This window comes from Photobacterium pectinilyticum (genome assembly GCF_024357955.1).
In the GTDB taxonomy this organism is placed as follows: domain Bacteria; phylum Pseudomonadota; class Gammaproteobacteria; order Enterobacterales; family Vibrionaceae; genus Photobacterium; species Photobacterium pectinilyticum.
This window is the reverse complement of sequence record NZ_JANEYT010000053.1, coordinates 1-24,501: the sequence shown is the minus strand read 5'-3', so window position 1 is coordinate 24,501 and position 24,501 is coordinate 1. Positions and strand designations below refer to the sequence as shown.

The 24,501-nt window shown below is 38.7% G+C and carries 20 protein-coding genes; 5 read left to right on the top strand and 15 right to left on the bottom strand.

All coding sequences use genetic code 11. From position 1 onward, the window contains the following. Window positions 1-16: 16 nt before the first annotated feature. The 11 genes from NHN17_RS18515 to NHN17_RS18465 form a co-directional block, all read right to left on the bottom strand. Window positions 17-1,021: an NAD-dependent epimerase gene (locus tag NHN17_RS18515; protein ID WP_255044115.1), complete on the bottom strand. Its 1,005-nt coding sequence runs from the start codon at window positions 1,019-1,021 to the stop codon at window positions 17-19. 23 nt (window positions 1,022-1,044) lie between these two features. Beyond that, window positions 1,045-1,866 carry a glycosyltransferase gene (locus NHN17_RS18510; RefSeq protein WP_255044114.1) on the bottom strand — a complete coding sequence of 274 codons (822 nt, stop codon included), beginning with the start codon at window positions 1,864-1,866 and terminating at the stop codon, window positions 1,045-1,047. Next, on the bottom strand, window positions 1,856-2,926 hold the full coding sequence (locus NHN17_RS18505) for a glycosyltransferase family 4 protein (RefSeq protein WP_255044113.1): 1,071 nt from the start codon (window positions 2,924-2,926) through the stop codon (window positions 1,856-1,858). Before NHN17_RS18505 ends, NHN17_RS18510 begins: the two co-directional genes overlap by 11 nt. Then, window positions 2,923-3,924, bottom strand: a complete 1,002-nt coding sequence (locus tag NHN17_RS18500) for an O-antigen ligase family protein (protein WP_255044112.1) — start codon at window positions 3,922-3,924, stop codon at window positions 2,923-2,925. The genes NHN17_RS18505 and NHN17_RS18500 overlap by 4 nt, the downstream gene beginning before the upstream one ends. 123 nt (window positions 3,925-4,047) lie before the next feature. Continuing rightward, window positions 4,048-5,178 carry a glycosyltransferase gene (locus NHN17_RS18495; RefSeq protein WP_255044111.1) on the bottom strand — a complete coding sequence of 377 codons (1,131 nt, stop codon included), beginning with the start codon at window positions 5,176-5,178 and terminating at the stop codon, window positions 4,048-4,050. A gap of 15 nt (window positions 5,179-5,193) precedes the next feature. After that, window positions 5,194-6,402 (bottom strand): lipopolysaccharide biosynthesis protein, encoded by a 1,209-nt coding sequence (locus NHN17_RS18490; protein ID WP_255044110.1) that lies wholly within the window; start codon window positions 6,400-6,402, stop codon window positions 5,194-5,196. Continuing rightward, entirely contained in the window at window positions 6,392-8,128 is a 1,737-nt protein-coding gene (locus tag NHN17_RS18485) for an asparagine synthase-related protein (protein WP_255044109.1), read from the bottom strand. The genes NHN17_RS18490 and NHN17_RS18485 overlap by 11 nt, the downstream gene beginning before the upstream one ends. A 156-nt stretch (window positions 8,129-8,284) precedes the next feature. Continuing rightward, on the bottom strand, window positions 8,285-9,205 hold the full coding sequence (gene murB, locus NHN17_RS18480; RefSeq protein WP_255044108.1) for a UDP-N-acetylmuramate dehydrogenase: 921 nt from the start codon (window positions 9,203-9,205) through the stop codon (window positions 8,285-8,287). 55 nt (window positions 9,206-9,260) lie between these two features. Next, window positions 9,261-10,514 carry a UDP-N-acetylglucosamine 1-carboxyvinyltransferase gene (locus NHN17_RS18475; RefSeq protein WP_255044107.1) on the bottom strand — a complete coding sequence of 418 codons (1,254 nt, stop codon included), beginning with the start codon at window positions 10,512-10,514 and terminating at the stop codon, window positions 9,261-9,263. 119 nt (window positions 10,515-10,633) lie between these two features. Beyond that, window positions 10,634-12,796 (bottom strand): polysaccharide biosynthesis tyrosine autokinase, encoded by a 2,163-nt coding sequence (locus tag NHN17_RS18470; protein ID WP_255044106.1) that lies wholly within the window; start codon window positions 12,794-12,796, stop codon window positions 10,634-10,636. Window positions 12,797-12,847: 51 nt separating this feature from the next. Further along, a complete protein-coding gene (locus NHN17_RS18465; protein WP_255044105.1) occupies window positions 12,848-13,996 on the bottom strand; it encodes a polysaccharide export protein in 1,149 nt (382 codons plus the stop codon). A gap of 720 nt (window positions 13,997-14,716) precedes the next feature. On the opposite strand from NHN17_RS18465, the gene NHN17_RS18460 reads away from it, so the two are divergent. The 4 genes from NHN17_RS18460 to NHN17_RS18445 all read left to right on the top strand — a co-directional run bounded on the left by NHN17_RS18460 (window position 14,717) and on the right by NHN17_RS18445 (window position 18,968). Next, window positions 14,717-15,019: a hypothetical protein gene (locus NHN17_RS18460; RefSeq protein ID WP_255044104.1), complete on the top strand. Its 303-nt coding sequence runs from the start codon at window positions 14,717-14,719 to the stop codon at window positions 15,017-15,019. Window positions 15,020-15,163: 144 nt separating this feature from the next. Beyond that, entirely contained in the window at window positions 15,164-15,901 is a 738-nt protein-coding gene (locus NHN17_RS18455) for a YjbF family lipoprotein (protein ID WP_255044103.1), read from the top strand. Between the two features lie 11 nt (window positions 15,902-15,912). Continuing rightward, a complete protein-coding gene (locus NHN17_RS18450; protein WP_255044102.1) occupies window positions 15,913-16,749 on the top strand; it encodes a capsule biosynthesis GfcC family protein in 837 nt (278 codons plus the stop codon). Beyond that, a complete protein-coding gene (locus NHN17_RS18445; RefSeq protein WP_373689578.1) occupies window positions 16,749-18,968 on the top strand; it encodes a YjbH domain-containing protein in 2,220 nt (739 codons plus the stop codon). Before NHN17_RS18450 ends, NHN17_RS18445 begins: the two co-directional genes overlap by 1 nt. A gap of 988 nt (window positions 18,969-19,956) precedes the next feature. On the opposite strand, the gene NHN17_RS18440 is transcribed toward NHN17_RS18445, so the two are convergent. The 4 genes from NHN17_RS18440 to NHN17_RS18425 are packed head-to-tail and all read right to left on the bottom strand — an operon-like array spanning window position 19,957 to window position 22,322. After that, window positions 19,957-20,223 (bottom strand): YfcL family protein, encoded by a 267-nt coding sequence (locus NHN17_RS18440; protein WP_255044120.1) that lies wholly within the window; start codon window positions 20,221-20,223, stop codon window positions 19,957-19,959. Window positions 20,224-20,263: 40 nt separating this feature from the next. After that, window positions 20,264-20,788: an elongation factor P hydroxylase gene (locus NHN17_RS18435; RefSeq protein ID WP_255044101.1), complete on the bottom strand. Its 525-nt coding sequence runs from the start codon at window positions 20,786-20,788 to the stop codon at window positions 20,264-20,266. Window positions 20,789-20,806: 18 nt separating this feature from the next. Continuing rightward, entirely contained in the window at window positions 20,807-21,379 is a 573-nt protein-coding gene (locus NHN17_RS18430; protein WP_255044100.1) for a sugar transferase, read from the bottom strand. A 1-nt stretch (window position 21,380) separates the two neighbouring features. Continuing rightward, on the bottom strand, window positions 21,381-22,322 hold the full coding sequence (locus NHN17_RS18425) for a UDP-glucose 4-epimerase family protein (protein WP_255044099.1): 942 nt from the start codon (window positions 22,320-22,322) through the stop codon (window positions 21,381-21,383). Between the two features lie 138 nt (window positions 22,323-22,460). Between NHN17_RS18425 and NHN17_RS18420 the strand changes: the two genes are divergently transcribed. After that, entirely contained in the window at window positions 22,461-24,329 is a 1,869-nt protein-coding gene (locus tag NHN17_RS18420; protein ID WP_255044098.1) for a polysaccharide biosynthesis protein, read from the top strand. The last annotated feature ends 172 nt before the right edge of the window (window positions 24,330-24,501 follow it).

The following is a 24,501-nucleotide window of genomic DNA, read 5'->3' as shown; positions in this document are numbered from 1 at the left end:
AAATTAAAATATAGAATTATTTGCTATAAAACTCTTTGTACCACTGAACGAACTTCTGAACGCCTTCCCTCACACCAACTTGAGGCTTATACCCTGTTGCTTCAAAAAGGTCTGATGTATCAGCATAAGTCTGATATACGTCACCAGGCTGCATCTCACGGAAGTTTTTCTTGGCTTCAATACCTAAAGCAGATTCAATTTCGTGGATAAATTCCATCAGGTTTATCGGGCTACCATGACCAATGTTATAAACGGCATATGGGGCAGAACTGGTCGCAGGTGTGCCTGACTCAACGGTCCATTCTTCGTTTCGAGTTGGTATAACGTCTGCAATGCGGACTACACCTTCGACAATATCATCGATGTAAGTGAAGTCACGCCACATATCACCATTGTTGTTAATATCAATGGTTTCACCATCTAAAATCTTCTTAGTGAAGATAAATGGAGCCATATCTGGACGGCCCCATGGGCCATAGACCGTAAAGAAGCGCAACCCAGTAGTAGGGGTTCCATACAAATGTGAGTATGAATGACTCATCAATTCGTTTGATTTTTTCGTCGCGGCATAGAGAGAAACAGGGTGATCGACTGAGTCAGAGGTTTCAAATGGAGTCTTAGAATTTAAACCATATACGGAACTAGAAGAAGCGTATACTAAGTGTTGTATATTATTATTTCGACAAGCTTCAAGAATGTTTAAATGGCCAATTAAATTTGAATCAGCATAAGCCATTGGGTTTTCAATTGAATAGCGAACACCGGCTTGAGCACCTAAGTGTATTACACGATCAAATTTATGTTCATTGAACAAATCATTTAATAAATCAGATTTAGAGAGATCCAATTTAATAAATTTGAAATTATAAGATTTTATTTTTTCAAGACGAGCTAACTTTAAAGATACATCATAATAATCATTGATATTATCGATACCAACAACATGATGACCATTATGAGCTAACAGTTCTGCAACACGACTTCCAATAAAACCTGCAGCGCCAGTAACTAAGTATTTCATATATTTAAACCATTTAAATTAAATTATCTAAGGAAATTATATGCAAATTTCTTTATAAAGCTTGGTGAAAGCCTAAGAAAAAAGAGAGCTAAAGTATGAATGAAATTAGATGTATTATTAACATCTAACATTTTAAAAGCATAGATTCTAGACTTCAAGTCATTAATAGCTTTATCAACCCCTCTTCTTGAATGAAAATTTTCATCAACTCTAAATTTAAGAAGTGGTTGGTTAATATTTGCGAAGATAAAACCATAATATAATAAGTCAATCCAAAGATAGTAATCTTGAGTGTTTTTTAGCCTTTCTTTGTATCTGATTTTTTTATCATTGAAAATATTCATTCTAAACATAACTGTAGGATGATTAAATGGACATTTCTTTATAACCATATTCTTAATATCATTATGTGATGTAAGCATTTTTTTATAAAAAAGATCATTACCTTTTGAATCAACTTCGATAATGTCGCTGCCAACAACAGCAACTTTTTCATTATGATTCAGAAAATCAACTTGTGTTTGAATACGATGTGGTAGAGAAATATCATCTGCATCCATTCTAGCAAGATAAGTGTAATCTCCTTTAGATAAACACTTCTCAATGATATTATTTAATCTTGTAGCCAGCCCACGATTTTCATCATGAAACTCAATATATACTTTCTGGTTATCTGAATATTTCAAAATTGTTTTACTTAATTCAGTTGATACTGGCCCATCAACTTCAATATAAATATCTATATTTTCATAATTCTGCGTCAAAATACTTTCAAGAGACATTGTCAAAAATTCTTGCGAATCTGACTTATAAACAGACATAGCAACAGCAACTTTAGCAGACATTTTCAAATACCTTTAGATAATTTACAGCCATAGCATCAGCAGAAAAATATTGCATCGCAATATCTCTATTTCCACAATTGTAATTTGTAGATATTTTATTTAAATTAGAACAAAAGTCATTTGTGTTTTTAACTTTAAAATTTACAAGTTGGATATTTCTTATTTTAGACAATTCAATAAAAATTGGTATATCCGAAGACAATACTGGTAAATCCATCAGCATCGCTTCAATTAATGCCATAGGCATTCCTTCAGTATGTGACGGCATAACATAAACATCAGAAATTGATAAAAAATCACTAACATTGTTAACTCTACCAATAGGAAAAACATTATCACCAATGTTAGTTAAATCATGAGACAAAGGACCTGAACCTAGAAATATAAAGTCAAAATTTGGAAAACTATTTGCTGAGTTAGCTACAATTAAAGGATCCTTTAATGGCGTTAAATGACCACAAAATATTACTTTCGTACTATTTTTTCTAAATCCATATTGTTTGCACAAAGTATCCGAAAGATCTGCTTTTTTTATAGAGAAATCATCTATTATAACCCCATTATAAACTACAGAAATATTCACTCCACCCAAACGTATAAGATTATTTTTTACATGCTGTGAAACAGCAACTTTATGAATTCTCTTTGATTTAAAAACAAGTGAGTGAATGAAAAGCATTAATGTGCCAACTATTTTCCCATATCTAAAAAGATAATCTTCATTTGGTACATTATGAATAGTACTAACAACCTTAAGATTAAAAAAAGGAGCTAGCAATAATAAAAACAAATCAGATCGTATTCCATGACTATTGACAATATCAGGTCTCACCTTTCTTAATATCATAAAGAGGTGAATAAGTGATATATTCCCCTCTTGAGAAAAAACACGTTCAATAGGAAGAGATAATGATTTAATAAATTTTGAATCTCCACCAATTCTTAAAGACGTTAAATAAGTTTCTATATTTTTTTTTGATAAACCCTTTACTAAGGATTTAATAACATTATTCGGTCCAGAAGAAATTAATTCTGATGTAACAATTAATACTTTAGTCATAGATAATAATCTTTAAATGCTTTTCTTTTTGACTCTAAAAAGAAGATAAATCCTATAATATACATTATAGGAGGGGCTCCAGCATAAATCGCCACAGCCATAGAGTTTATCAACATCGGAAGCAAACTATAATAAACATTAAAGTTCTTCGCTAACAGATAAATATAAAACAGGCACATTATCAAAAAGGTAATTAATCCACCTTCGAAAAGATAAATTAAAAATAGATTATGAGCTGCACGACCTATTTCAACGGGACTATTCCCGAAACCAATACCAAATAGGTATAAAATTAAAGAATCACGTTCCAATAAATAAGTTAGAGCATTGTCCCATAAAGAAAACTTTGAAGCTAAACTTCCACCAGTCATCATAAAACCTAAAGAAGGTATTATAACAATGAAAGCCAATGGTACTATTATCTTCATATAACTATTCTTCCTGAAGTATATGAAAAAAACCAAGGCTAACATAGCTATTATACTAGCCCTAGATAAGGACAAAATCGTAATCATTGCCAAAATAAAAGAGTATATATAGCTTATATTTAACTTTAATACATCACGAAGATATAAAGTTAAACCAAACATCATGACAGCAAGAATACCAACCATGTTTGAGTCACCAAACATAATACTGGAGTATTTGTATTGATAAAATGCAATACCAACTTCACGAGCGTAGTCTGGATCAACTCTAAGTTCACCAGGGAATAAGTAACGATATATAGTGTCAATAGAAGAAATTATAATAAAGAAAACTATAGTAACCTTAATAACCTTAATAACTTGTTCAAAGTCTAACTTGTTAATCATTTGTTGGACAATAAAAAAAGTAACTATACTTAAAATAAAATTAACCGTATATCTATAATCTGACCAATCAAATGTAAAAACAGATAAGAATAAAACTATACCTAACAACAAAAATGAAATAGCATCAACCTTCAGTCGATCATTTTTATAAATAAGCATCATTACTATAAAAACTGACAACATAGGCACCATGAAATACACTGGGCTATATGAAAAGACTCCTGCTAAGTAGAAAAAGCAAGAGCAAGAAAATAAACAAAACAAAGTGTAAAACATGACTTTAAACCATTATATAAATTGAGAGTATCATTTTCTAAGTTTTAGATAATAATAAGAACTGTGTAGATAACTTAAAAACAAATCCCAGATAATAGATATATTAAGCTTATCAACACCTGTTTCATTTTCATAAACTTTAACATAATGTGAGTAACACTCATCAACATCAAAATAATCAGCAAAAAACTGTTTGTTATTATTAGATAGTTTTTCGTAAACTTCAGGAGTATTAATTACATTTTCAATATCAGCTATATTAGAGTCATCAGTTGTAATTCGAGGTATTCTTAAGGAAAAGTTATTGTCGAGACATATATGAAAGTTATCAGTTTTTACTATAAATGGTAAACTCATATCATTACTAACACATAAAACAACTTTGCCAAGAGACATTGCCTCCATGCATCCGCGGCCAGTCCCAATTACATAATTGAAGTTACCAATTAAGTCAGAAGCTTTTCTTGTATATTTATCTTCTGTAAGAAAAAAAACCGGCAGGTCAAATGCTAAAGCCTCTAATTCTTTTAATTTACTTTGGTCTTCAACTGTTCCGACTATGTATAAAACAGGTTTTATACCAAGCAATGATAGCTTTCTAATAAGCTGAATTGACTTTGCATGTTTATTGAAATATTCATGACCTATACGTGCTATGCTGATAAAAGATATATCATTATCAATGTTTAATTTAACATTACTTGTATATAATTTTTCGCAGCGATTAGGAATCAAGTTTACTTTTATATTTCTTCGAGAAGCTAAAAAGTAATCTGCATTTTCTTTTGAAAAACAAAAAATATTTGAAAAAATAGGATAATATTTTTTTGGATTAGGACCACCACATCGGGTCAAATATACTGGTATATTATGGCGAATAGCGACAATTTTACATATAAAAAAAGCTCTTGAATCAAAGCAATGAATATGTGAAATACCTTCATTCTTAACAACTTTTGATATGGTCTTGATTGTTTTTAATATATTAAGAGGTGAATATGGAACATAATAGTCTGGTTCAATTACAGGTGATTTATTCCATCCAATTTCTAAAGAGGAAAAATTTAAATTTTTTGACAGGGATCTTAAAATAGTATCAAAAGAAAAATAATGCCCTCCTTTACCATGACTATGAGTAAAGATAGTATATAAAACTTTCATATTGAATCCAATAAATTAAGTATCATTAAAACGTATAAAAATAATGAAATATAAAACCGATGTTATGACTTGCTGAGTGGACAACGCTAATACTACAGATAAATCTTCGTAACCCACTAAATAATATATAAATGTTAAAGATACAAACAATAATAGATTAATTATAGAAACAAACGTCGTAATTCTCGGCTGACCTCTAGCAGAGAGCCATGTAACAACTAACAATGTTACCGGTAAAAAAGCCATTCCAACTGATAATAATCTTACATATATAGCTGCGTAAATATACTCATGACCATAGATATTCATTATTAAAAGATCACTGAGACAATAGATTATTATACTTATAAGTGTTGAGAAGCAAAATGATAAAATTATTATCATATATGCCTTGCTTTTTTTAACAGAACCATTTGAAAAAGAATGGAATAGGTTCTGTGATATCGGAATGAAAAAACCTCGAGGTAAATTAAGTAATGACTGCGACCTAGAAAGATAACTGATGAATTCAGTACTAAAGCCTAAGTATCTATATATAATTACAGGCAATTCATTTACACTCATATTAATAGCATTACTTAAATAATTCCATCGTGAATAATTAATAAGTTTTCCAAAAGAAAAGACAAAACCACTTGGTAATGAATAGAATTTTCTAGTTTTATGAAAACCAAATATTAATACAAAAACCTCAGAAGATAAAAGAGCTATTAATATGATTGATAATAAATTAACTGGCAAATCAACAAACAATAAAGGTGAAATTAGTACAAAAAATAAAAAGCTAGAAAACAATTCCAACAAATTTACAATTTTATACCCTCCCACACCTCTTGCAACTTTCAAGTTAAACTCTGACAAGCAGAAACAAAAAGTACTTAGAGCTATCAAGAATAATTGAAACTCATTAACGCTCAAGAACTTATATGAACACAGTATTGCAAATGTAGGTAATATTGAAAAAGTTAAACTTATAATTAAAAATGACTTAAGATTTATTTTTCTATCTTCTACCTTAGATGAAAAGTATGTCAGTCCGATTCCAGTACCAAAGCTTAGAAAAACTGAAAATAATCTCTTTAATGAGATACTGAAAACATATATCCCTAAAACCTCAGGACCCAATACTCTCGCAAGTAGTACACCATTTATAAAGAGAAAGAATATTGTAAAAGCTCTATATATGAATGTATTAAAGAAAATTGAGATTAAATTAGTTTTCATTGGTACATATTTCTAAATTAAAATCTTTACAATAATCAGACAATCTTACTAGCTTTACAAGCATCCTTGATTTGTTGATGTCAAATTCACTATCATCAAAATCAATTTTAAATAGTCTGAATATTTTTTCGTCAATCATATTTAATACGGCCTTATGGCCTATATCATTAATTAATGTATCATATGGCGCAGAAAAGCCAGATTTCTTTGCATTTAAAACGTAATCATCTTTATTAGCAAATATCCGTTTTTGTAATTCTCGCCCACCTTTTGAAAGAAGGTTAATATTACCATAAGCGATAGAGACAAAATCCCTCCGTATAAATGGAGCAATCATTCTAATATTATTTAAAGAGGCAGCCTGGTAGGAATGATATTCGTCAGGGTTATCCGCGACAGCGATTAGGTGACGCTTCTGATGAGAATTATAAGCAGATAAATCCGAATCAAAATCACTTGAACGAGACTTTATATTACTCTCTATATGAGAGTTAATATCTAATGTAGATATCTTTTCAAGATCTCTTAGGGTGCCCGATGAATTAGATAGAAGAACCAGTTCTGTAAAACTATCACTTCCTTTTGATAATCTTCTTTCACTATCTAATACTTTAATACCGCCTCGATTCCCTAATGATCTTTTCAATATATTTACAGCTACTTTCCTCAAAGCTCTTGGTTTAATATTATAAATATGTTCTGTTAGTATTTTACTTTTTTTAGATGCAAAAAAAGCATCCCCCCCCATACCTGTAACAACAGCATCAAATTTTAAATCTCTTGCTTCCTTACACATAAAATAAAATGATGTCATGTCATGTGCTGGTAGGTCATACATATGTCTCAATGGATTAATAAAAGATTTAGCTTCTTCCAAACTTAAAACTTTTTTATTAAAACGTAAACCATGTTTTTGTGAAAAATCGAAAGCTAAACTTGACTCATCATAGTTATCAGTATTGTTCGATTTTTTTGCATTTTTATATCCCATAGAGAGACAGTCTATAATACCTATCTCCTTAAGAACAAGAGATAATGTTTGGCTATCAACACCACCACTAAGACTATTTACAATATTCAACTTCTTCGCATCTGTGAGACAATTAAAAACTGAATTACTTAGCTGTTGAATAAAGTCATCATTAGAACAACTCGAATTTTCTTGATAAAACCAATTATACTTACGCTTGAATTTAACATCGCTATTTTCAATTTTATACAATGATGATGGTTTAAGAATTTTAACTTCATTAACAAAAGTGTGAGGTTTCTTAGATTCACGTCCAGATAAATATAATACACATGATGAAAAATCAATCGTAAGCTTTTCGTTCAACCTATTTGCTATCTCTAATAGAAGCCTTAACTTAGTTGTCAAAATGACATAGTCATCATTCTGATAAATGAAGACTTTTTCAATACCAAAAGGATCAGTTACAACGTCGATACACCCATCAGTATTTCTAAATAGATATGCTCCATCTGGTTTATGCTTCTCATCAAAGGTTGAATGTGTGAAATTACACTCTTTGAGTAACTTTACAGATTCATTGTAATTGACCAATTTATTATTCAAGCATAGATTTGAAAATAAAGATTCTTTAACTAATACATCTTTTTCTTCATACCCATATAAAAGCTGCAAAAACAACTCATTGTTTACAGTTTGATAATTATATATTAGACCTTCATTATTAGAATCAATAATAGAAGTAAAATCTTCCATTTTTCGTTTAACACTTTTATTTAGTAGATAGAAGAAACCATTCATTACCGAACCTATATTATATTTAATTTAATTCACACTTAAAACAAAATAAGAGGAGTGCTAAAGAAAAGAACAATTTATATTTAAATGAAACACGTTCACTATTGTTAGTATTTATCTTGTTTGGTAAATATCATTTATACTTTTAAGTTCACCACTCTCGTTAACGTATATTACCTCTGTTTCAATAAAGGTATTATACTCATTTTTCACTTTATCTTTAATCATAAAAATAAGCTCTAAGATATCTCTACTTGAGCCTCTATTTTCATTAGTTATGAAGTTAGCATGATGAGTAGATATTTTAGCTCCCCCTCTCACTGTTCCTTTTAAGTCCAAATCTTCAATGATTTTTCCAGGGGGACCAAACTTTTCAAATAGATCTGGACTACTTTTAAAAACCGACCCACAATTTGGTAGCTTTCTTGGAAATTTTTTTCTTCGACTAGATAATATAGTCAAGCATTCTTTTCTAATTAAACTTGGTCTTTTATCTTTTAGCTTTACGGTAACACTAATTATTAACTCATCCAAATCATTAAAAATACTACTCCGATAAGAAAACTTACATTTTGAAAAATCACGAACAATAACCTCTCCGAGCTTATTGATACTTTTAACTTTGGTAATACATTCTGAAATTGTTTTTCTTTGACTTCCGCCATTCATATAAACTAGCCCGCCAATAGTAGCAGGTATACCAACAATGTGCTCAAGGCCTGACAAACCTAATTGCTGTAATTTTCTTACTACAAAAGGAGCATATGAAGATGCACCTATTTCAACTTCATTACGATTTTTATGAATAAAGTCAAATGAATCACCTAGCCTTACCAAGGCTGCATTTATATTTGAATCACAAAATAATAGATTTGTAGTTTTACCAATAACTAGAATATTAATGGAATTTTCTTCAGAAAATTTAACCGTTTGTAAATAATCCTCAACACTATTAATATTGATTATGTATTTTGCATGCCCACCAGTTTTCCAACTACTGATTTCAGAGATTTTAACGTTGTTTATTATGTTCATAATTTACCAAATTCTATCAGGTTGTATAAATGGCACTATACAACCTGACATTTATTTATACTTCCTTAACATTCGCACCAAGTAAACATAGCTTTTCTATTATGTTGTTATAGCCACGCTTTATCTGCCATGAGTCTGAGATGACAGTTTGCCCCTCAGCAGTCATACCTAACATAAGCAATGCAATACCAGCCCGCAGATCTAGTGCTTTCACCTTTGCACCAATTATTTTTTGGCTGCCACTAACTGCAAACAAGTCACCATCAACTGATGTATCAATGTTCATTTTTTTCATTTCTTCGCCATATGCATATCTTCCAGGAAATCTTAAATCAATTATATGGCTAGTTCCTTTACACATAGCAGCGAACGCGGCAAATAATGGCTGCATATCTGAATTAATCCCTGGATATGGTCCAGTACTTATTTCGATAGGATAGCAGTCACCCTGAGCTACAATAGCATTATCATTACAACGATAGAGATTTACACCACTTTCTCGTAAGTGAATCAATGGTATTTCAAGATCTTTAAAGGGAAAGTTCTCAATTTTTATTTCACTTTTTGTCATTGTAGCTAAAATGACCCAAGTCAAAGCCTCCATATTATCAGGCATCACTTTATGCTTAACAGATGACAAAGCCTGAACACCTTGGATTTCAATTCTTTCTTGACCAAATGCTTTAATTTTCGCTCCTGATTTATTTAAGAAATCGATCAGGTCGATTATTTCTGGGCGGATGTGTGGATTGTAAATTCGAGTTACTCCCTCAGCCAAAGACCCAGCTAAAATAGCATTCTCAGTTGCTCCTGTAGAGCGCATCCTTAAATGAATATCACAACCCTGTAATCTTTTGTCCGATTCAGCAACTAGATAATCGCCATCTTCATAAACTTTAGCTCCAAGAGATTCTAAAACATTTACGTGAATGTCATATTTACGCTCTCCAAGTTTACAACCGCCTGGCAGTGGTACACGCCCATAACCATATTTCGCAACTGATGCACCAAGGATTAGAAGAGTATTACGAATAGAGCGGTCATGCCATTCAAGGTTAGTTTTCAATCGCTCTTCTTGTGAAATTATTACTGAGTCATCACTAACATTAATCGTTTTACCCAAATACTCTAACATTTCCTCATGTACACGTACGTCTAAAAGGCTACTTGGATAATTTGTTAACTCAACATTTTCATCAAATAAGATTGAAGCAGCTAGCAGGCGCAAAACACTATTTTTTGCACCACTAACTTTGACGGTACCCTCTAATTTGCTTTTTTCTATAACAATCTTTTTCTCGTACATCATTTAACTCATTTAGATTTTATATACAAATAAAATTGAGCCATAATTCATAATTATGGCTCAAAATATATAATCGATAAATATTAAGTTGTTCAAATAAATTGATGTAATATCACATTTACTTAATCCTGAGAACTATAGCTGTAATTATAATAACCATAGTTACCACCGTAATAACTACTTGCTTTTCGTACAACTGCGTTAAGAATAAACCCTTTAACTTCAATTCCACTCTGTTCAAATCTTTGCTTAGTTACTTCGATCTCTTTAACTGCATTTTGGCCAAAACGACCAACCAACAGTGTCGTACCGGCATGGGCACCAACAATCGCGGGGTCTGTCACCGCAAGAATCGGCGGCGTATCGATAATAACAATGTCGTAGTTTTCTGATGCCCAATCCATTAATGCTTTAAAGCGAGGATGCATTAATAGTTCAGATGGGTTAGGTGGAACATCACCACGGCCGATAAAATCCATGCCTTCAACACCAGGCTGCTTAATTAAGCTTTCAATGCTGGTTTGGCCACTTAAGTAATCAGAAAGACCCGGTTTCGGGTTTACAGCCATTTGCTTTTCCATCCGGCCTTTGCGCATATCGGCATCAATCACCAATACTTTCGAGCCCGATTTAGCCACAACCGCTGCCATGTTCGCTGAAACAAATGATTTACCGATACCAGGACTTGGGCCTGAGATCATCAAAATATTGTTTTTCGCTTCCATCATGGCAAAGTGTAAGCTAGTCCGCAAACTACGTAGTGCTTCAATGGAAAGATCGGCTGGGTTCGATACCGCCAATAGCGTATCATTCACAGTCAGTTGTTTTTTACCTTTATGTTTCTTCTCTAACTCAATTTGCCAATCAGACATTGGTACACTGGCATAAACCGGTAAGCCAATGGCTTCAATTTCATCAGGGTTTTCAACCCCACGGTGGAAAGCTGCGCGCAGAAATGCGATAGCAACAGAAAGCATGCCACCAAATAATGTCGCTAATACAACAATTAATGGCTTTTTAGGCTTTACTGCATTGGTGTATGATTGCGCGGCATCAAGAATGCGCACATTACCCACAGTGCTAGCCTTAACAATGTTTAACTCTTGTACTTTATTCAGAAGTTGAACGTAAATTTGCTGATTAACTTCAACATCTCGAGTTAAGCGTAACACTTCACGTTGGGTTTTCGGTAGCTTCTGAATCTGTCGATTTAAACGCTCACGCTCACCTAACAAAGTTTGACGCTTATCAAGTAGAGAAAGGTACGCCGGGTGTTCTTTGGTAAAACGCTGCGAAATTTCACTTTCTTTAAACGTCAACTCATTCAACTGTGCTTCGATCGTCACCATCACATCAAGAGTCGATTTGGCTTCTAGCCCCAAGTCGATAGACTCATTGTCTTGACGGAAACGATTTAACTGATCCTCAGAGCGGGTTAGTTCGGTTTTAATATCAGGTAAATGAGTACGCAAAAACTGAAGACTATTTTCAGCCTCCGCTGAATTTCGCGCTACGTTCTGCAAAAAGTAGTTTTGGCTAATATCATTAAGTATTTTTTCAATGTTCGCGCGATTTTCACCTTCTAGCGATAACTGCAAAATACCCGTTTGCTTGCCTCGTTCACTCACCGACAAATTTTGCTGTAATGATTGAATCGCATCTAAGCGAGAGCGCTTTGCCAACGTAAAGCTGTCGCCGCTTTCGGCGGACAGGTCAGTAACAAACAGTGAGAAATCACCTTGTTGTACTAACTCGCCTACATTGCCGTTAAGCACGGTCCGTTCATTATTATCACTTAATTCAAACGAGCCCTTTTCACCATCCGTTACTGTTAGTGTAAAGACGGGAGCATCAATATAGCTCGGTATCTCAAAACGGCTAACCGCAATGCTATTTTGTGTTCCTTGAATTCGCGCTAATCCTTTACCAATAACGGGCAAGTAATTAGGCATAGCAGTCGTTGTTAGGTTCAACTTATCGACGGTTTGGCCTAGAATCATTCTCGATTTAATGATCTCAACCTCAGTTGTCGCTGATGATTCACTGGCAAACAGTTCGCCCATCTCCCCTAACGCAGGCATCCCTGAACTTTTTTGTTCTACCTGTAATAAAGCGTCGGCTTTGTAAATTGGTGTTGCTAAGAGGGCATAAGCGGTCCCCAAAATGGCAAACACAAACGTAATTGCAATAATGCTCCAGCGACTGTCAAGTAATATGCCAAAGAGTTTTCCTAAATCGATCTCATCTGAATCTGATTTGATTTGTGTATTGTGAGGTACGCTCATAATTTCCCAATAACTATTTAAAAATAATAAGTACTTAAAATCGTAATTTATTTACGGCCAATTACGAACACGGAGCGCGCCTTCCGTTAGATTGTTAAAGCCATTGATGGTTGGTAGTAACTGCGCCATTACTCGATTCCAACGGCTAAGCGGTGCAGCAGTAACATAAACAATATCGTAAGGCTGCAAATCAAACTCAGTACCAATTACCAAGGCCGAAGCATCTTTAATATTTAGTTGATAAACATCTGCGACAGCTGAATTTTGATTACTATCAATACCAATACTATTAGAAATATTACTGCGGATCACGAACACACCGGTGGCATCTGCAGAGAGCTCATTAATGCCGCCCACGTTGCTAAGTGCTTCAGTTAAGCTCATGCCAGCACGATCAATTTTAAGTAGCTTAGGATCATTAACTTCACCCATGACAAATACTTTCTGATTGTCATTCCGTGGAACATGCACAATATCACCTGGGAGTAACAATCGGTTTTGAGTTAAGTCACCACGTTGCATTAATGCATACAGTGATAAATTTTCTTCTTTGCCATTTCGCGTTAATGTGACATTACGCCAATCTGCTTCACCAGCTAAGCCACCAGCTACATTGACCGCATCAAGCAACGTCATAGGGACATTAGTAATGGGCTGTTGACCGGGTTTGTTTACTTCACCGGTAATGTAGGCTTTTTGCGAACGGAATGAGGCAACATTGACATCTACTTGAGGGCTTTCAATGTATTCTGCCAAACGTTTCGCAATGACATCACGGACTTCAGTAACGGTCTTACCTTCAACTATCACGGTGCCAATGTACGGATAAAAAATAGTACCGTCAGCATGCACCCAGTTACCCGCTTCTGCTGAACTTCGGTATGAACCAGCTGGGATAGTTAGCTCAGGATGATCCCAAATAGTGATATTTAGAATATCTCCTGGACCAATACGATATTGGTAACGGGCAATTTCGGCATCAAGCGCGGTATTCATCTGTGAATACACTCTTGGTGCTTTAAACTGATTTACCTGACTTGCAGTTAGCGGATAAACATTGATTTGTTGTGACAGTTCTTGTTCATCACCTGTCGAGACAACAGTTTTGTCATCGACACTCAAATGTGAACCAGGCACTGTACAACCAGCTAGCATGACCGTCGCCATGGTGCTGATTAGAAGCTTCTTAGTAAAATGCATATTTTTTATACGTATAAATTAAAAACAATAACCTGATGAGAAGGCCAGTTTTAGGATGAGGGTATAGTTAGAATCAGCTACCTCGATATAACTGATTCAACTACCGTGGGGGATCTTATCCCTTTAGCGTATTTTCATACAACAGCCATGAGATGGCTTGCTTTAGATATGCTACCGCCCTTAGGTTGTGGTTCCCAATGACCGTAGATTAACAATTATGAGGCTTTTTATAGTCAAAACGGCTAGAGCCACTTTTACCTACTCTTCTAATAACTTCTCTTCAGATGATGGGTGTTAACCATAAAAAAGCGTTGATCATTTTACACCGAAACCTTTTTGATAGGAATATGAATTTTGTAGCTTAATTACACAACACTAAACCACACTCAACCTAAGGTGCTGTTTTTTAATAATTAACTGTCCAATCAAAAACTTTCAAAAAGTATTTAGTGCCATTTTGATGTTTTCATCTTTCCTTCACGTTTTCTAATGCTCAGCCATCATAAACACTAGTTTAACATTTGCATCCATGTCACGTTTTGACACCTTTACAAGCATACGAGGCACAACCTCATAATAAAATTCTTTTATGACAGTTAACTAGACACATTGCGGAAAAATGTTAATCACCATATTATTGCATAGAGAGCAACTACTGCTTGTTTTAGGTTTTTTTATGAAACCTTTTTATAAACTCTCGATTACAAATAAGGGAATAGGATGAAAAAAACACTTGCGCTACTTGCCGCTCTATCAATGGCAAGCACAGCCTTTGCTGCAACTGAAACGGGTGCAACGGCTGGTGCAACAGGCGGTACAGGTGCATCAACAACGGCAGCGACTACTGCTACAACAGCTTCAACAGGCGCCGCAGCGGGTACAGCAGGTGCCACAGCTGCAGCGGCAGGCGGTATTACAGCAACAACCGTTGCGGTCGCTTCTGCTGTAGCGGTTGCTGGCGTAGCCGCAGCAAGCTCTGGCGGTAACAGCAATACAACGACTGTTTCTGCAGCACAAGGCTAATTGAAAATTAGCTAAGTCACTTGCATAAAAACTGCAAGCCTATACTCATAACCGCACATCTGTGCGGTTATTTTCTTTATTCTCATCATAGCGTTTTGTATTTTGATCACTGTCAGTACACTTTTTAGGGAGTAACACTTCATAATGGACTTTACCCGATTAAGACCTTTATGGTCTACATTTGCCCTAATTACCCTCACCGTCTTTGTTTCCCTCACTTCCGGTTGCAGCCAAAACTTTAAAGACGTTAACGACACCATGAGCTTGGCCTTTTTGGGTGAAGATGACGCGAGCCTCAATGCTGCAGATATTAATCAACTGCCCTATGCCAGCCTCTACGCGCGGGTTGAAGACGGACCGCAAGCCTTTATGGTGCTCGCATTAGCCGAAGATGAGCCAAGCCTCACATCAAACCCCAACGATAGCAGCACAAAGACAAAAACATCTCTGCAACTGAAATGGCTGTCTTCTGATAAAGGGATGCTAGTCACTCAAGCGGGCCGTTTGGTGAAAACCTTGAACCTGCCACAAGGTAACCTCGTCGCCGTTGAGAGTGATTTTACCGACCCGCTAGCCTTAGGTTTACACCGCTCTGACACACCGACGGTTTGGCAATATACCCTCGATTGGCAACCCGGCTATCATTATGGCTATCAAGCCCTTTCACAGTTTGCACCTCAGGGAAAACAGGTCATTGTGATTAATGAACAACCTGTCGATGTGTTGTATTTCATCGAAACGGTATCGGTAGAAAAGCTCAATATCTCTTATCAAAATGAGTACTGGCTCTCCCCGAATAATGGCCAAGTGATTAAATCTCGCCAAAAACCAGCTCCGAGCTTGCCGTACATTGAACTGACTATTTTAAAGCCATTTGCATAGGGAAGTAGATAATGGTCTATTCACTTAAACACTTATATCAACAGTCCTTATCGTCGGTATTAGCTATCGCTTTGCTTGTTGCTCCGCAAGCTTTAGCCAATGACAGCGAAACGGTAGGTACGGCAAACACGACATCAGCACAGGCTTTTACCATTGAGGTGTTTAACAGTCGTCACCACGCTGAACATCTGCAGCTTAACTACCCGCAATCAGTACGCCTTGAACAAGTCCTTACAGACACGGTGGCAAACTTAGCCTTGTTACCGACAGCACAGCAGAATATCAATAAGTCAATCTACTGGACTGGCGCAGGGCTTTATAAAAAATTCCCGCACCCCAACAAAGTTAACGTGATTAACCAACTAGGCAAGGTCTCTGAGTTAGTCGACACTGATGAAAAAATTGGCTTTGAACAATTGGCCACTCAGCTAAATCAGTTTGACATTGGAGAGCGCATTTTCACTCCGCTTGATTACGATGTTATTCGCATCGATAAGGCTTCCAATCCGCTGATTTCCGAGTCGCTCTCGGTGGTATTACCCTCTCGCCCAGACTCGGTGTGGGTGCTTGGCGCGGTCCACACCAACGGGCAACAATCATGGCTACCACGCACCAATGCCAGTGATTACCTAAAACACGTTGGTCGTGCTGCTTATGGCAATAACAGTGTGGCGACGGTTATTCAACCTGATGGGGTTATTGAACAACACCCTACCGCCTACTGGAATCAAAACCACAAAGATATTGCGCCCGGTGCCATCGTCTATTTAGGTTTTGATAATCTACCTTCTGGCTATACACACCTCAATGATGAGATCATCAACTTGCTAAGGAATAAGGCGCTGTAATGAAACCTGCTGTAAACACGTCCTTTTCAGGTATTAAATTATCGGCAATCGCATTAGCGTTAATGCCAATCTTCCATGCTCAGGCCGATGACTTTGACTACCCTGCATTCACCCCTTCACAATCAGATTTTGGTGGTGTTGGGCTGATCCAAATGCCCTCTGGCCGTGTGGCTCGCGAGGGTGAAATTAATGTTGCGGGTACTTTTAATGACGAATACCACCACTACACCGTCTCGCTGCAATTGATGCCCTGGCTGGAAACCACTATTCGCTACACCTTAGTACAAGACCTGCTCTACAGCAGCGATCCAAACTTTAGCGGCGATACCAAATATACTGACAAAGGCATCGACTTTAAGGTTCGCCTTTTGGAAGAAAGTTATTGGCTACCAGAAACCTCATTTGGTGTCCGAGACTTTGGCGGTACCGGTTTATTCGACGGAGAGTACATCGCTGCCAGTAAACACATCGGCCCGTTTGATTTCACCCTGGGTGTGGGTTGGGGCTACCTCGGTAATAGCGCTAATTTGACTGGCGACAAGTCAGAAAGTAGTGACTGTGGCCGTAACACCGGCTATAGAGGTACTGGCGGCAGTGTTGACTTTGACCGTTGGTTTACCGGTTGTAGTGCCGTGTTTGGTGGTATTGAATACCAAAGCCCTTGGGCGCCTTTGCGACTCAAAGTTGAATATGACGGTAATGATTATGAAAGTGATTTTCCTGTCACCCGTGGTGATATTGATATGTCACAAGACAGCAAGTTCAACTACGGTGCACTTTACCGATTGGGTAACTGGGGTGATTTACGTTTGAGCTATGAGCGCGGCACGACGTGGACCTTCGGCTTTAACCTTAATACCAATTTTAATGACCTCAAGGCCAATTGGTATAACAACCCGGCACCGCAATACCATCAAAAAACAGAGGCTGACAAAAAATCGGCCGATGAGCTCAGTAATGCAGAGTGGAACCAACTTGCGCAGGATCTGCATCAAATTGCCGGTTATGAAGATCCAAGACTGTATGCAGACGAAAAATCTATCACTGTGGTCGCACCACAAACCAAGTACCGCGACCGCGATGAAGCTCACGAACGTGCAGGGACTATCTTAGCGAATCTCTCTAACCAAAACGGCCTCGATGTTGATAGCTACAAAATTATCGAAACCGCCAACCGTCAACCGGTCACCGAAACGGTATTCGACCCTGAGCAATTTGCCAAAGTGGCCAATGTCGAGTATTTCGACCCGCAGGTCAGCGATGCCACTACCGTTGGCGAACCCACCGCTCCAGAAGGTCAGCTGTATGCCAAATCTAATAAGGACTGGGACATCAACTTTGCCCCGGTATGGCAGCAGTCGATCGGGGGTTCGGAAAACTTCTACCTGTTCAATATCGGTGTGACAGCCGGGGCGAACTACTGGCTGAATGATAACTTCGAGCTTGGCGGCTCGTTATACTTCAACATCTACGATAACTACGACAAGTTCCTCTATGACGTACCGCCCGATGGTACTGCTCTAAAACGTGTCCGTACCCTAGTGCGCCAGTACATCAATGACAATCCGGTGCGGATGGATAACCTGCAGCTGACCTGGATGGATCGCATTACAGATAACTGGTACGCCCAAGCCTACGGGGGCTATCTAGAAATGATGTTCGGGGGTGTCGGCGGTGAGGTGATGTACCGCCCGCAAAACAGCAACTGGGCATTGGGTGTCGATTTGAACTACGTCGTCCAACGCGATCCGGATTCACAGTTCGGCTTCTTCACCGAAGAAGTGCAGTACGACCCAATCACCAACCGTAACTACCGGGTACAAACCGGTGCGCCAACCGGCCATGCCACGCTGTACTACCAACCGCAGTGGGAGTGGCTACCGAATACCTTGTTCAAGGTCAGTGCCGGTCAATACCTAACGGAAGACTATGGTGTGACGGTCGACTTCTCCAAGCAGTTTGACAGCGGCGTGATTGCCGGGGCCTTTGTTGCCCAGACCAACCTGTCGGCGGATGAATTTGGTGAGGGCAGTTATAACAAGGGCTTCTACCTGTCGATTCCGTTTGATGTGATGACGGTGAAACCGAGCACCAACCGGGCAACCATTTCGTGGCTACCACTGACCCGTGACGGCGGCCAGATGCTGAACCGCAAGTACGAGCTGTACAGCGTGACCGATGCACGCACGCCGTGGTATGGCAAGAAAGCGGTGAATTAACTATTCAGTTCGTCGCAACATGATGAAATAAATCAGCCCCATCCATTATTAATGGATGGGGCTTTCTTATATTTAAACTATATAAAACAGATCGCTCAAAGTCATTTTTCGCAAGTGGCTAGTTTATGTAAGCAACTGGTTTGTGCAAATAGCTGGTGCTCTTTTTCCCTTATCGTGACAAGCTCTACGCCCTTATGCACTCCCAGTTATTGAATTGACTCAATGCAACGGAGACCATTTTCCATCAGAAGCATCCTCACTGAGACACCTTATACCAATCTGGATAAGTCGTTGATCAAGCATTTGCACTCGCGTGCCAAATTACCGCCACCGCGCAGAAGAACGGTTCAATTTTCAACCCAATTTCATGGCCATTAAGTGATACCAACAACTAAAAGTACACATTTAAATGCTCTGAAACCTACAAATATAGGCACAACGCATAACAAAATAATTAGTGTAAGTTATTGATTAAAAAACCCAATACTCACCGTGATGCGTACTTTTTTATGCACTTCAATCACACTAAGTCTCAATAATGTGACATTGACCGAAAAGTTATTCCGGTGGCCCACATTGGTAGGATTTATCAGCTATCATAAATAAATAACAAGATTGTCAATAGTTTGACAACACAATTCTGAAAAACATTTTTTTGACGACAAAAAACTAACAAGAAGAGGGAAAGGGCATGTTCAGGGCATATGCACGCTTTTCAGTGAACCATCCATTGGTACATTACACGAATCTACTGGCAGTGCTGGCTGTGTTTATTACCAGTTGCTACCAATTATTAGAAAATGAGAATTTGATGTTTGCAGCTGGCTTAGTGCTTGTGATCTTACCGACTGTCATATTCGCACGTTCATCAGACTATAAGCGTAAGTATTTAAGTACAAATGATTGATATCGAAAGATTATATTGATTTAAGTAAAAAAATCGGCACCTAGATGCCGATTTTTTATTGCTTAACGCAAGCCTATTATATTACCTAGCTTGCAGCTGGAGCTGTTGCCACATCGCTTTGACAATCAACTGATCGGCAGGGTTGAGCTCAGACTGTGCATCAGCCATGCTTTCAACGACCTTAGCATCCATCACTTCAATGCTCGATGTCCCTTCGAGTTCACAGTTAGCGGCAGATAGCGAGATATGTCCACGTAGGTAACCGCCAGCGAACAGTTCATCGTCTGAGGCCGTTTCTACCATCTGGTCAATCAAGGTTAACAACTTTTCTTCGTATTGCTGAATCATCATCTTCATTCTTTGGCTATTGGCTGCTCGTTATGCAGACTTATTCAAACATCACTGGAGCTAATGGCACTATGCCATAATGGGCCCGTAATGATTCCGACAACTGCTTGGCCCTATCTGGAATACCGTGCTCTAGATACTGCAACACTTGCTCTCGAACCTTGTTAGTGAAACCGATCCTGTCAGGTTCACAACTGCCATTGAGGTTATCACAGCTGACTTGAAAGCGAAAACCGCAGCTCGCCGCCAAAATCCACTCTAGGGCTTGGGGTTTGATTTCGACGATTTCAAATTCAGCCTGCGCCTGGGCTGTGCGACCATCCGGCTCATACCAATAGCCATAATCTTCCAACAAGCGGCGCTTGGGGCCGGCAATACACCAATGGGCAATTTCATGCAGGGCCGAGGCAAAATAGCCACGGGCAAAGATGACACGGTGGTGAGCGTTATCCTCATCAGCAGGCTGATAGACAGGTTCATCACCGCCGAGGATCAACTCGGTATTGTAACTTTCAAGAAAGCAGCGATTAAAAATCGCAATAATATCATCGTTGTTGTGTTGCATTTCTTTCTACATGATTAATCAGGAATTACTGTTTTTCACTCTATCCCCTGCCCCACGACCAATCGCCGTCTGCAGAATATAGGCAAAGTATGATTTTAAATTAAAGGTTAAGATCATTTCTTGGTCCATCTCAGCCAGTTTCACCGGGGTCGACATATCTACGCCGTTGATTTGGGCCAAGCCGGTGATCCCAGGCAATACGTCCAGCACACCACGCTGCTGACGCGCTTCAATGAGTTCGGTTTGGTTGAACAGGCATGGCCGCGGACCAACCAAACTCATTTCACCTTTAACGACATTGATCAGCTGAGGTAACTCATCAAGCTTAGTTCGACGCAAAAAAGCCCCCAGTTTGGTGACAGAGCTGGCATCAACGAGGTGAGTGGCTACCGACACAGTTTCTAGCGGCATGGTACGGAACTTCACCAAGATAAACGGTTTTTGGTTTTTACCGACTCGCTGCTGGCGAAAAATCGGCTGACCAGTATCACGTTTACCAAGCAGATAAACGATCACTAACACCGGAGATAGGCAAATCAAGCCACACAGGGCGAAAAAACGATCTAAAAAGCGGATAAATGGAGATTGCATATTACTTCTGTCGACTGGCTTCAGTTACTGTCTGTTTCAGGCCCTCAGCCACACTATAGGGTGGTTTCCAGCCTAAACACGTTTTAGTGTCACTAATATCGAGCTGAAGATTACCACACAAGCGCTGACCAATGGCAGGTTTACCCAGCAATTTCGTCAAGGTTAGCAACCACGATGATGGGATCGGTAATAAACGACTTGGCTTGTTCATCGCACTGGCAAGGCCTTCTAGTAACTGAGTCGTTGATAGATCGTCGTCATCTGAAGCAAGGAACGTCTTATTGGCCGCGTTGGGATTGCGGATACAATTGATAATCAAGTCAACGAGGTTCCCCACGAAAACCATGCTGCGCTGATTCTCTATCGCCCCAAGAGGTAACGGCAGCCCTTTGCTGGCTAATTTAATTAACGAGGCAAAGTTGGCTTTCACCCCAGGGCCGTAGACTAAAGGCGGACGAATAATAACAACCTCCATTCCTGTTTGCTCGGCAAGCAGACGTAACCCGTGCTCGGCCTCATATTTACTCAGCCCGTAAGGATCTTCGGGAGGGTGTTCTACCTTGGTTGTGAACGGTTGACCTGGCTCTGTAGCCTCACCATTGACTTTAATACTGCTAATAAAGATGAAACGCTTTACCCCTGCTTCTGCCGCTTGCGTTGCCAGCTGCAATGTGCCGGATGTATTGACCTTGCGATATTCAGTAATGGGATCAACGGCTGATTCACTCATCACATGTGCACGGCCAGCACAGTGGATGATAACGCCCACGTTTTCTAAGTGAGGCTGCCAGCTTGAGTCCGGGGAAATATCCATAACAATGGTATTAGCAGCACCTGTAGCACGACGTTGCACTGGGGATACCGTGTACCCCTGACTCATACAGGCAGGAATGAGCTGCGTACCTAAAAAACCTGTCGCACCTGTCACTATAAGCTTGCTCAAAAAAGTACCTATCTAGCTAAAAAAATAAATTAATTACAAAAGAGATCGACACATCATAGGTATGCTTTGAAGGTGTATGATAACCTTTATGCTTAATAAAAACTAAAATGCTAATAAAGCTACACTTGAAGCCATCACATGATACGCATTCTCAAATCTCTATTCTATGCTAAGCGCTACAACAAACGTATAATCACGATTACTTATGATATCTTTGCTGTTGCCTTCTCTCTCTATGCAGCAAACGCACTGCGTTTGGGTACCTGGCACTATCCTCTTGGCATTCAAGAATATGCCAGTATGCTTCTTACCGTCTTCATAACGATTTTAGTTTTTGCAAAATTTGGTATGTACCGTGCGATCCTTCGCTATATCATGCTACCGGCGATAGGTCATATTGTCCTTGCCGTTGCTTCATCCGCTATCATCCTTGCACTATCGAGTTTCTTCTTTCACTCTTTTGTGCCTCGCAGCGTACCGATGATCTATGCGCTGTTGGCTATCGTCACTCTTGGTGCGCCCCGAGTACTGATCAAAACAGTCTATTACTACTATTATCGTCGCAAAAAACCCAATGTTTTTATTTATGGCGCTGGTGCGACAGGACGAGAGTTGGCTTATGCCCTGATCCATGGAAAGGAATACCATCCCGTTGTCATTCTTGATGATGATAGTTCAAAAGTCGGGCAAATTATCTTTGGCTTGCGTGTTCACCATAGCAGCGAATTTGAGCGACTACAGGCCCTCTACGAGCCCGTAAAACTGTTGATCGCTATCAACAACATTAAAACTGGCGCACGCTTACGGCTACTAAACAAAATTCAATCTTGGCCGATTGAAGTGCAATCTGTGCCATCTGTCGAAGATATTGCCGCCGGCAAAGCACGTCTCACTGAAGTGAGAGATCTGGATATTGTTGATCTCCTCGGGCGCTCACCGGTTGAGCCAAACAAAACACTGATGGCAAAAAACATTTCAGATAAAGCGATTCTTGTCACCGGCGCAGGTGGCTCAATCGGCTCAGAAATGTGTCGGCAAATTATATCAATGAATCCAAAAATCATTATTTTGTTTGAGCTAAATGAGCACAATCTTTACCAGATCGAGCGTGAACTTAGCGCTACAGTTAAACACCGCAAGCTTGATTGTGTGGTGATTAGTGCACTGGGATCGGTTCAGAACAAGAACCGAGTAAAGAAACTCATCGAACACTATCAGATAAATACCATTTATCATGCTGCGGCTTATAAACACGTCCCTATTGTCGAAGATAATATCGTCGAAGGGATACGCAACAATGTCTTTGGTACCTTGATGGTTGCTGAGGCTGCCATTGAATCTGGAGTAGAAAACTTTACCTTAATCTCCACCGATAAAGCGGTTCGCCCCACCAATATCATGGGTGCCAGTAAACGTATGGCTGAATTGGTTCTTCAAGCTATTGCCGATAAACAATCTGAAACGACCTTTACCATGGTCCGCTTTGGTAATGTCCTTGGTTCATCCGGCTCAGTTGTTCCGCTGTTTCGTGAACAAATTCGTAAGGGCGGCCCAGTTACCGTTACCCACCCAGATATCACTCGGTACTTCATGCTGATCCCAGAAGCGGCACAATTGGTAATACAAGCTGGAGCCATGGGCATGAACGGCCAAGTGTTTGTGTTAGACATGGGCGAACCGGTCAAGATCCTTGACCTAGCCAAGCGCATGATCAACCTAATGGGTGTATCAGAAAAAATTACCGAACACGGTATGGAGTCAGATGGTGACATCGAGATCACTTTCACAGGGCTACGCCCTGGTGAAAAGCTCTATGAAGAACTACTAATAGGTGAGAATGTAGAAGGAACAGATCACCCGAAAATAATGACAGCAGCAGAAGATAAGCTTCATTGGGATGAGATGGACATTATTCTGAAAGAGCTGGATGTATGCTGCCATGAGTATGACTATGAGTGCATCAGGAAGATCCTGCTTGAAGCACCGACGGGGTATATGGTTACATAGTGAATTTAGCTTAATACTATATATAGTAAATGACAAAGAGAAGAGTGGCATTCACTCTTCTTCATCGGGTAACAAATAACACCGATCTCATTCACCCCGATTTCAGATAATAAGTGCGACATTCATGGAAAGGTGTAGAAGAGGAAGCCAACTGCTGAAAGTGGTACGCTCT

Coding starts and splice junctions, on each gene's coding strand:
- NHN17_RS18515 (WP_255044115.1), bottom strand. CDS start 1,021: ATGAAATACTTAGTTACTGGCGCTGCAGGTTTTATTGGAAGTCGTGTT.
- NHN17_RS18510 (WP_255044114.1), bottom strand. CDS start 1,866: ATGTCTGCTAAAGTTGCTGTTGCTATGTCTGTTTATAAGTCAGATTCG.
- NHN17_RS18505 (WP_255044113.1), bottom strand. CDS start 2,926: ATGACTAAAGTATTAATTGTTACATCAGAATTAATTTCTTCTGGACCG.
- NHN17_RS18500 (WP_255044112.1), bottom strand. CDS start 3,924: ATGTTGTCAGTTTTTATAGTAATGATGCTTATTTATAAAAATGATCGA.
- NHN17_RS18495 (WP_255044111.1), bottom strand. CDS start 5,178: ATGAAAGTTTTATATACTATCTTTACTCATAGTCATGGTAAAGGAGGG.
- NHN17_RS18490 (WP_255044110.1), bottom strand. CDS start 6,402: ATGAAAACTAATTTAATCTCAATTTTCTTTAATACATTCATATATAGA.
- NHN17_RS18485 (WP_255044109.1), bottom strand. CDS start 8,128: ATGGAAGATTTTACTTCTATTATTGATTCTAATAATGAAGGTCTAATA.
- murB (WP_255044108.1), bottom strand. CDS start 9,205: ATGAACATAATAAACAACGTTAAAATCTCTGAAATCAGTAGTTGGAAA.
- NHN17_RS18475 (WP_255044107.1), bottom strand. CDS start 10,514: ATGATGTACGAGAAAAAGATTGTTATAGAAAAAAGCAAATTAGAGGGT.
- NHN17_RS18470 (WP_255044106.1), bottom strand. CDS start 12,796: ATGAGCGTACCTCACAATACACAAATCAAATCAGATTCAGATGAGATC.
- NHN17_RS18465 (WP_255044105.1), bottom strand. CDS start 13,996: ATGCATTTTACTAAGAAGCTTCTAATCAGCACCATGGCGACGGTCATG.
- NHN17_RS18460 (WP_255044104.1), top strand. CDS start 14,717: ATGAAAAAAACACTTGCGCTACTTGCCGCTCTATCAATGGCAAGCACA.
- NHN17_RS18455 (WP_255044103.1), top strand. CDS start 15,164: ATGGACTTTACCCGATTAAGACCTTTATGGTCTACATTTGCCCTAATT.
- NHN17_RS18450 (WP_255044102.1), top strand. CDS start 15,913: ATGGTCTATTCACTTAAACACTTATATCAACAGTCCTTATCGTCGGTA.
- NHN17_RS18445 (WP_373689578.1), top strand. CDS start 16,749: ATGAAACCTGCTGTAAACACGTCCTTTTCAGGTATTAAATTATCGGCA.
- NHN17_RS18440 (WP_255044120.1), bottom strand. CDS start 20,223: ATGATTCAGCAATACGAAGAAAAGTTGTTAACCTTGATTGACCAGATG.
- NHN17_RS18435 (WP_255044101.1), bottom strand. CDS start 20,788: ATGCAACACAACAACGATGATATTATTGCGATTTTTAATCGCTGCTTT.
- NHN17_RS18430 (WP_255044100.1), bottom strand. CDS start 21,379: ATGCAATCTCCATTTATCCGCTTTTTAGATCGTTTTTTCGCCCTGTGT.
- NHN17_RS18420 (WP_255044098.1), top strand. CDS start 22,461: ATGATACGCATTCTCAAATCTCTATTCTATGCTAAGCGCTACAACAAA.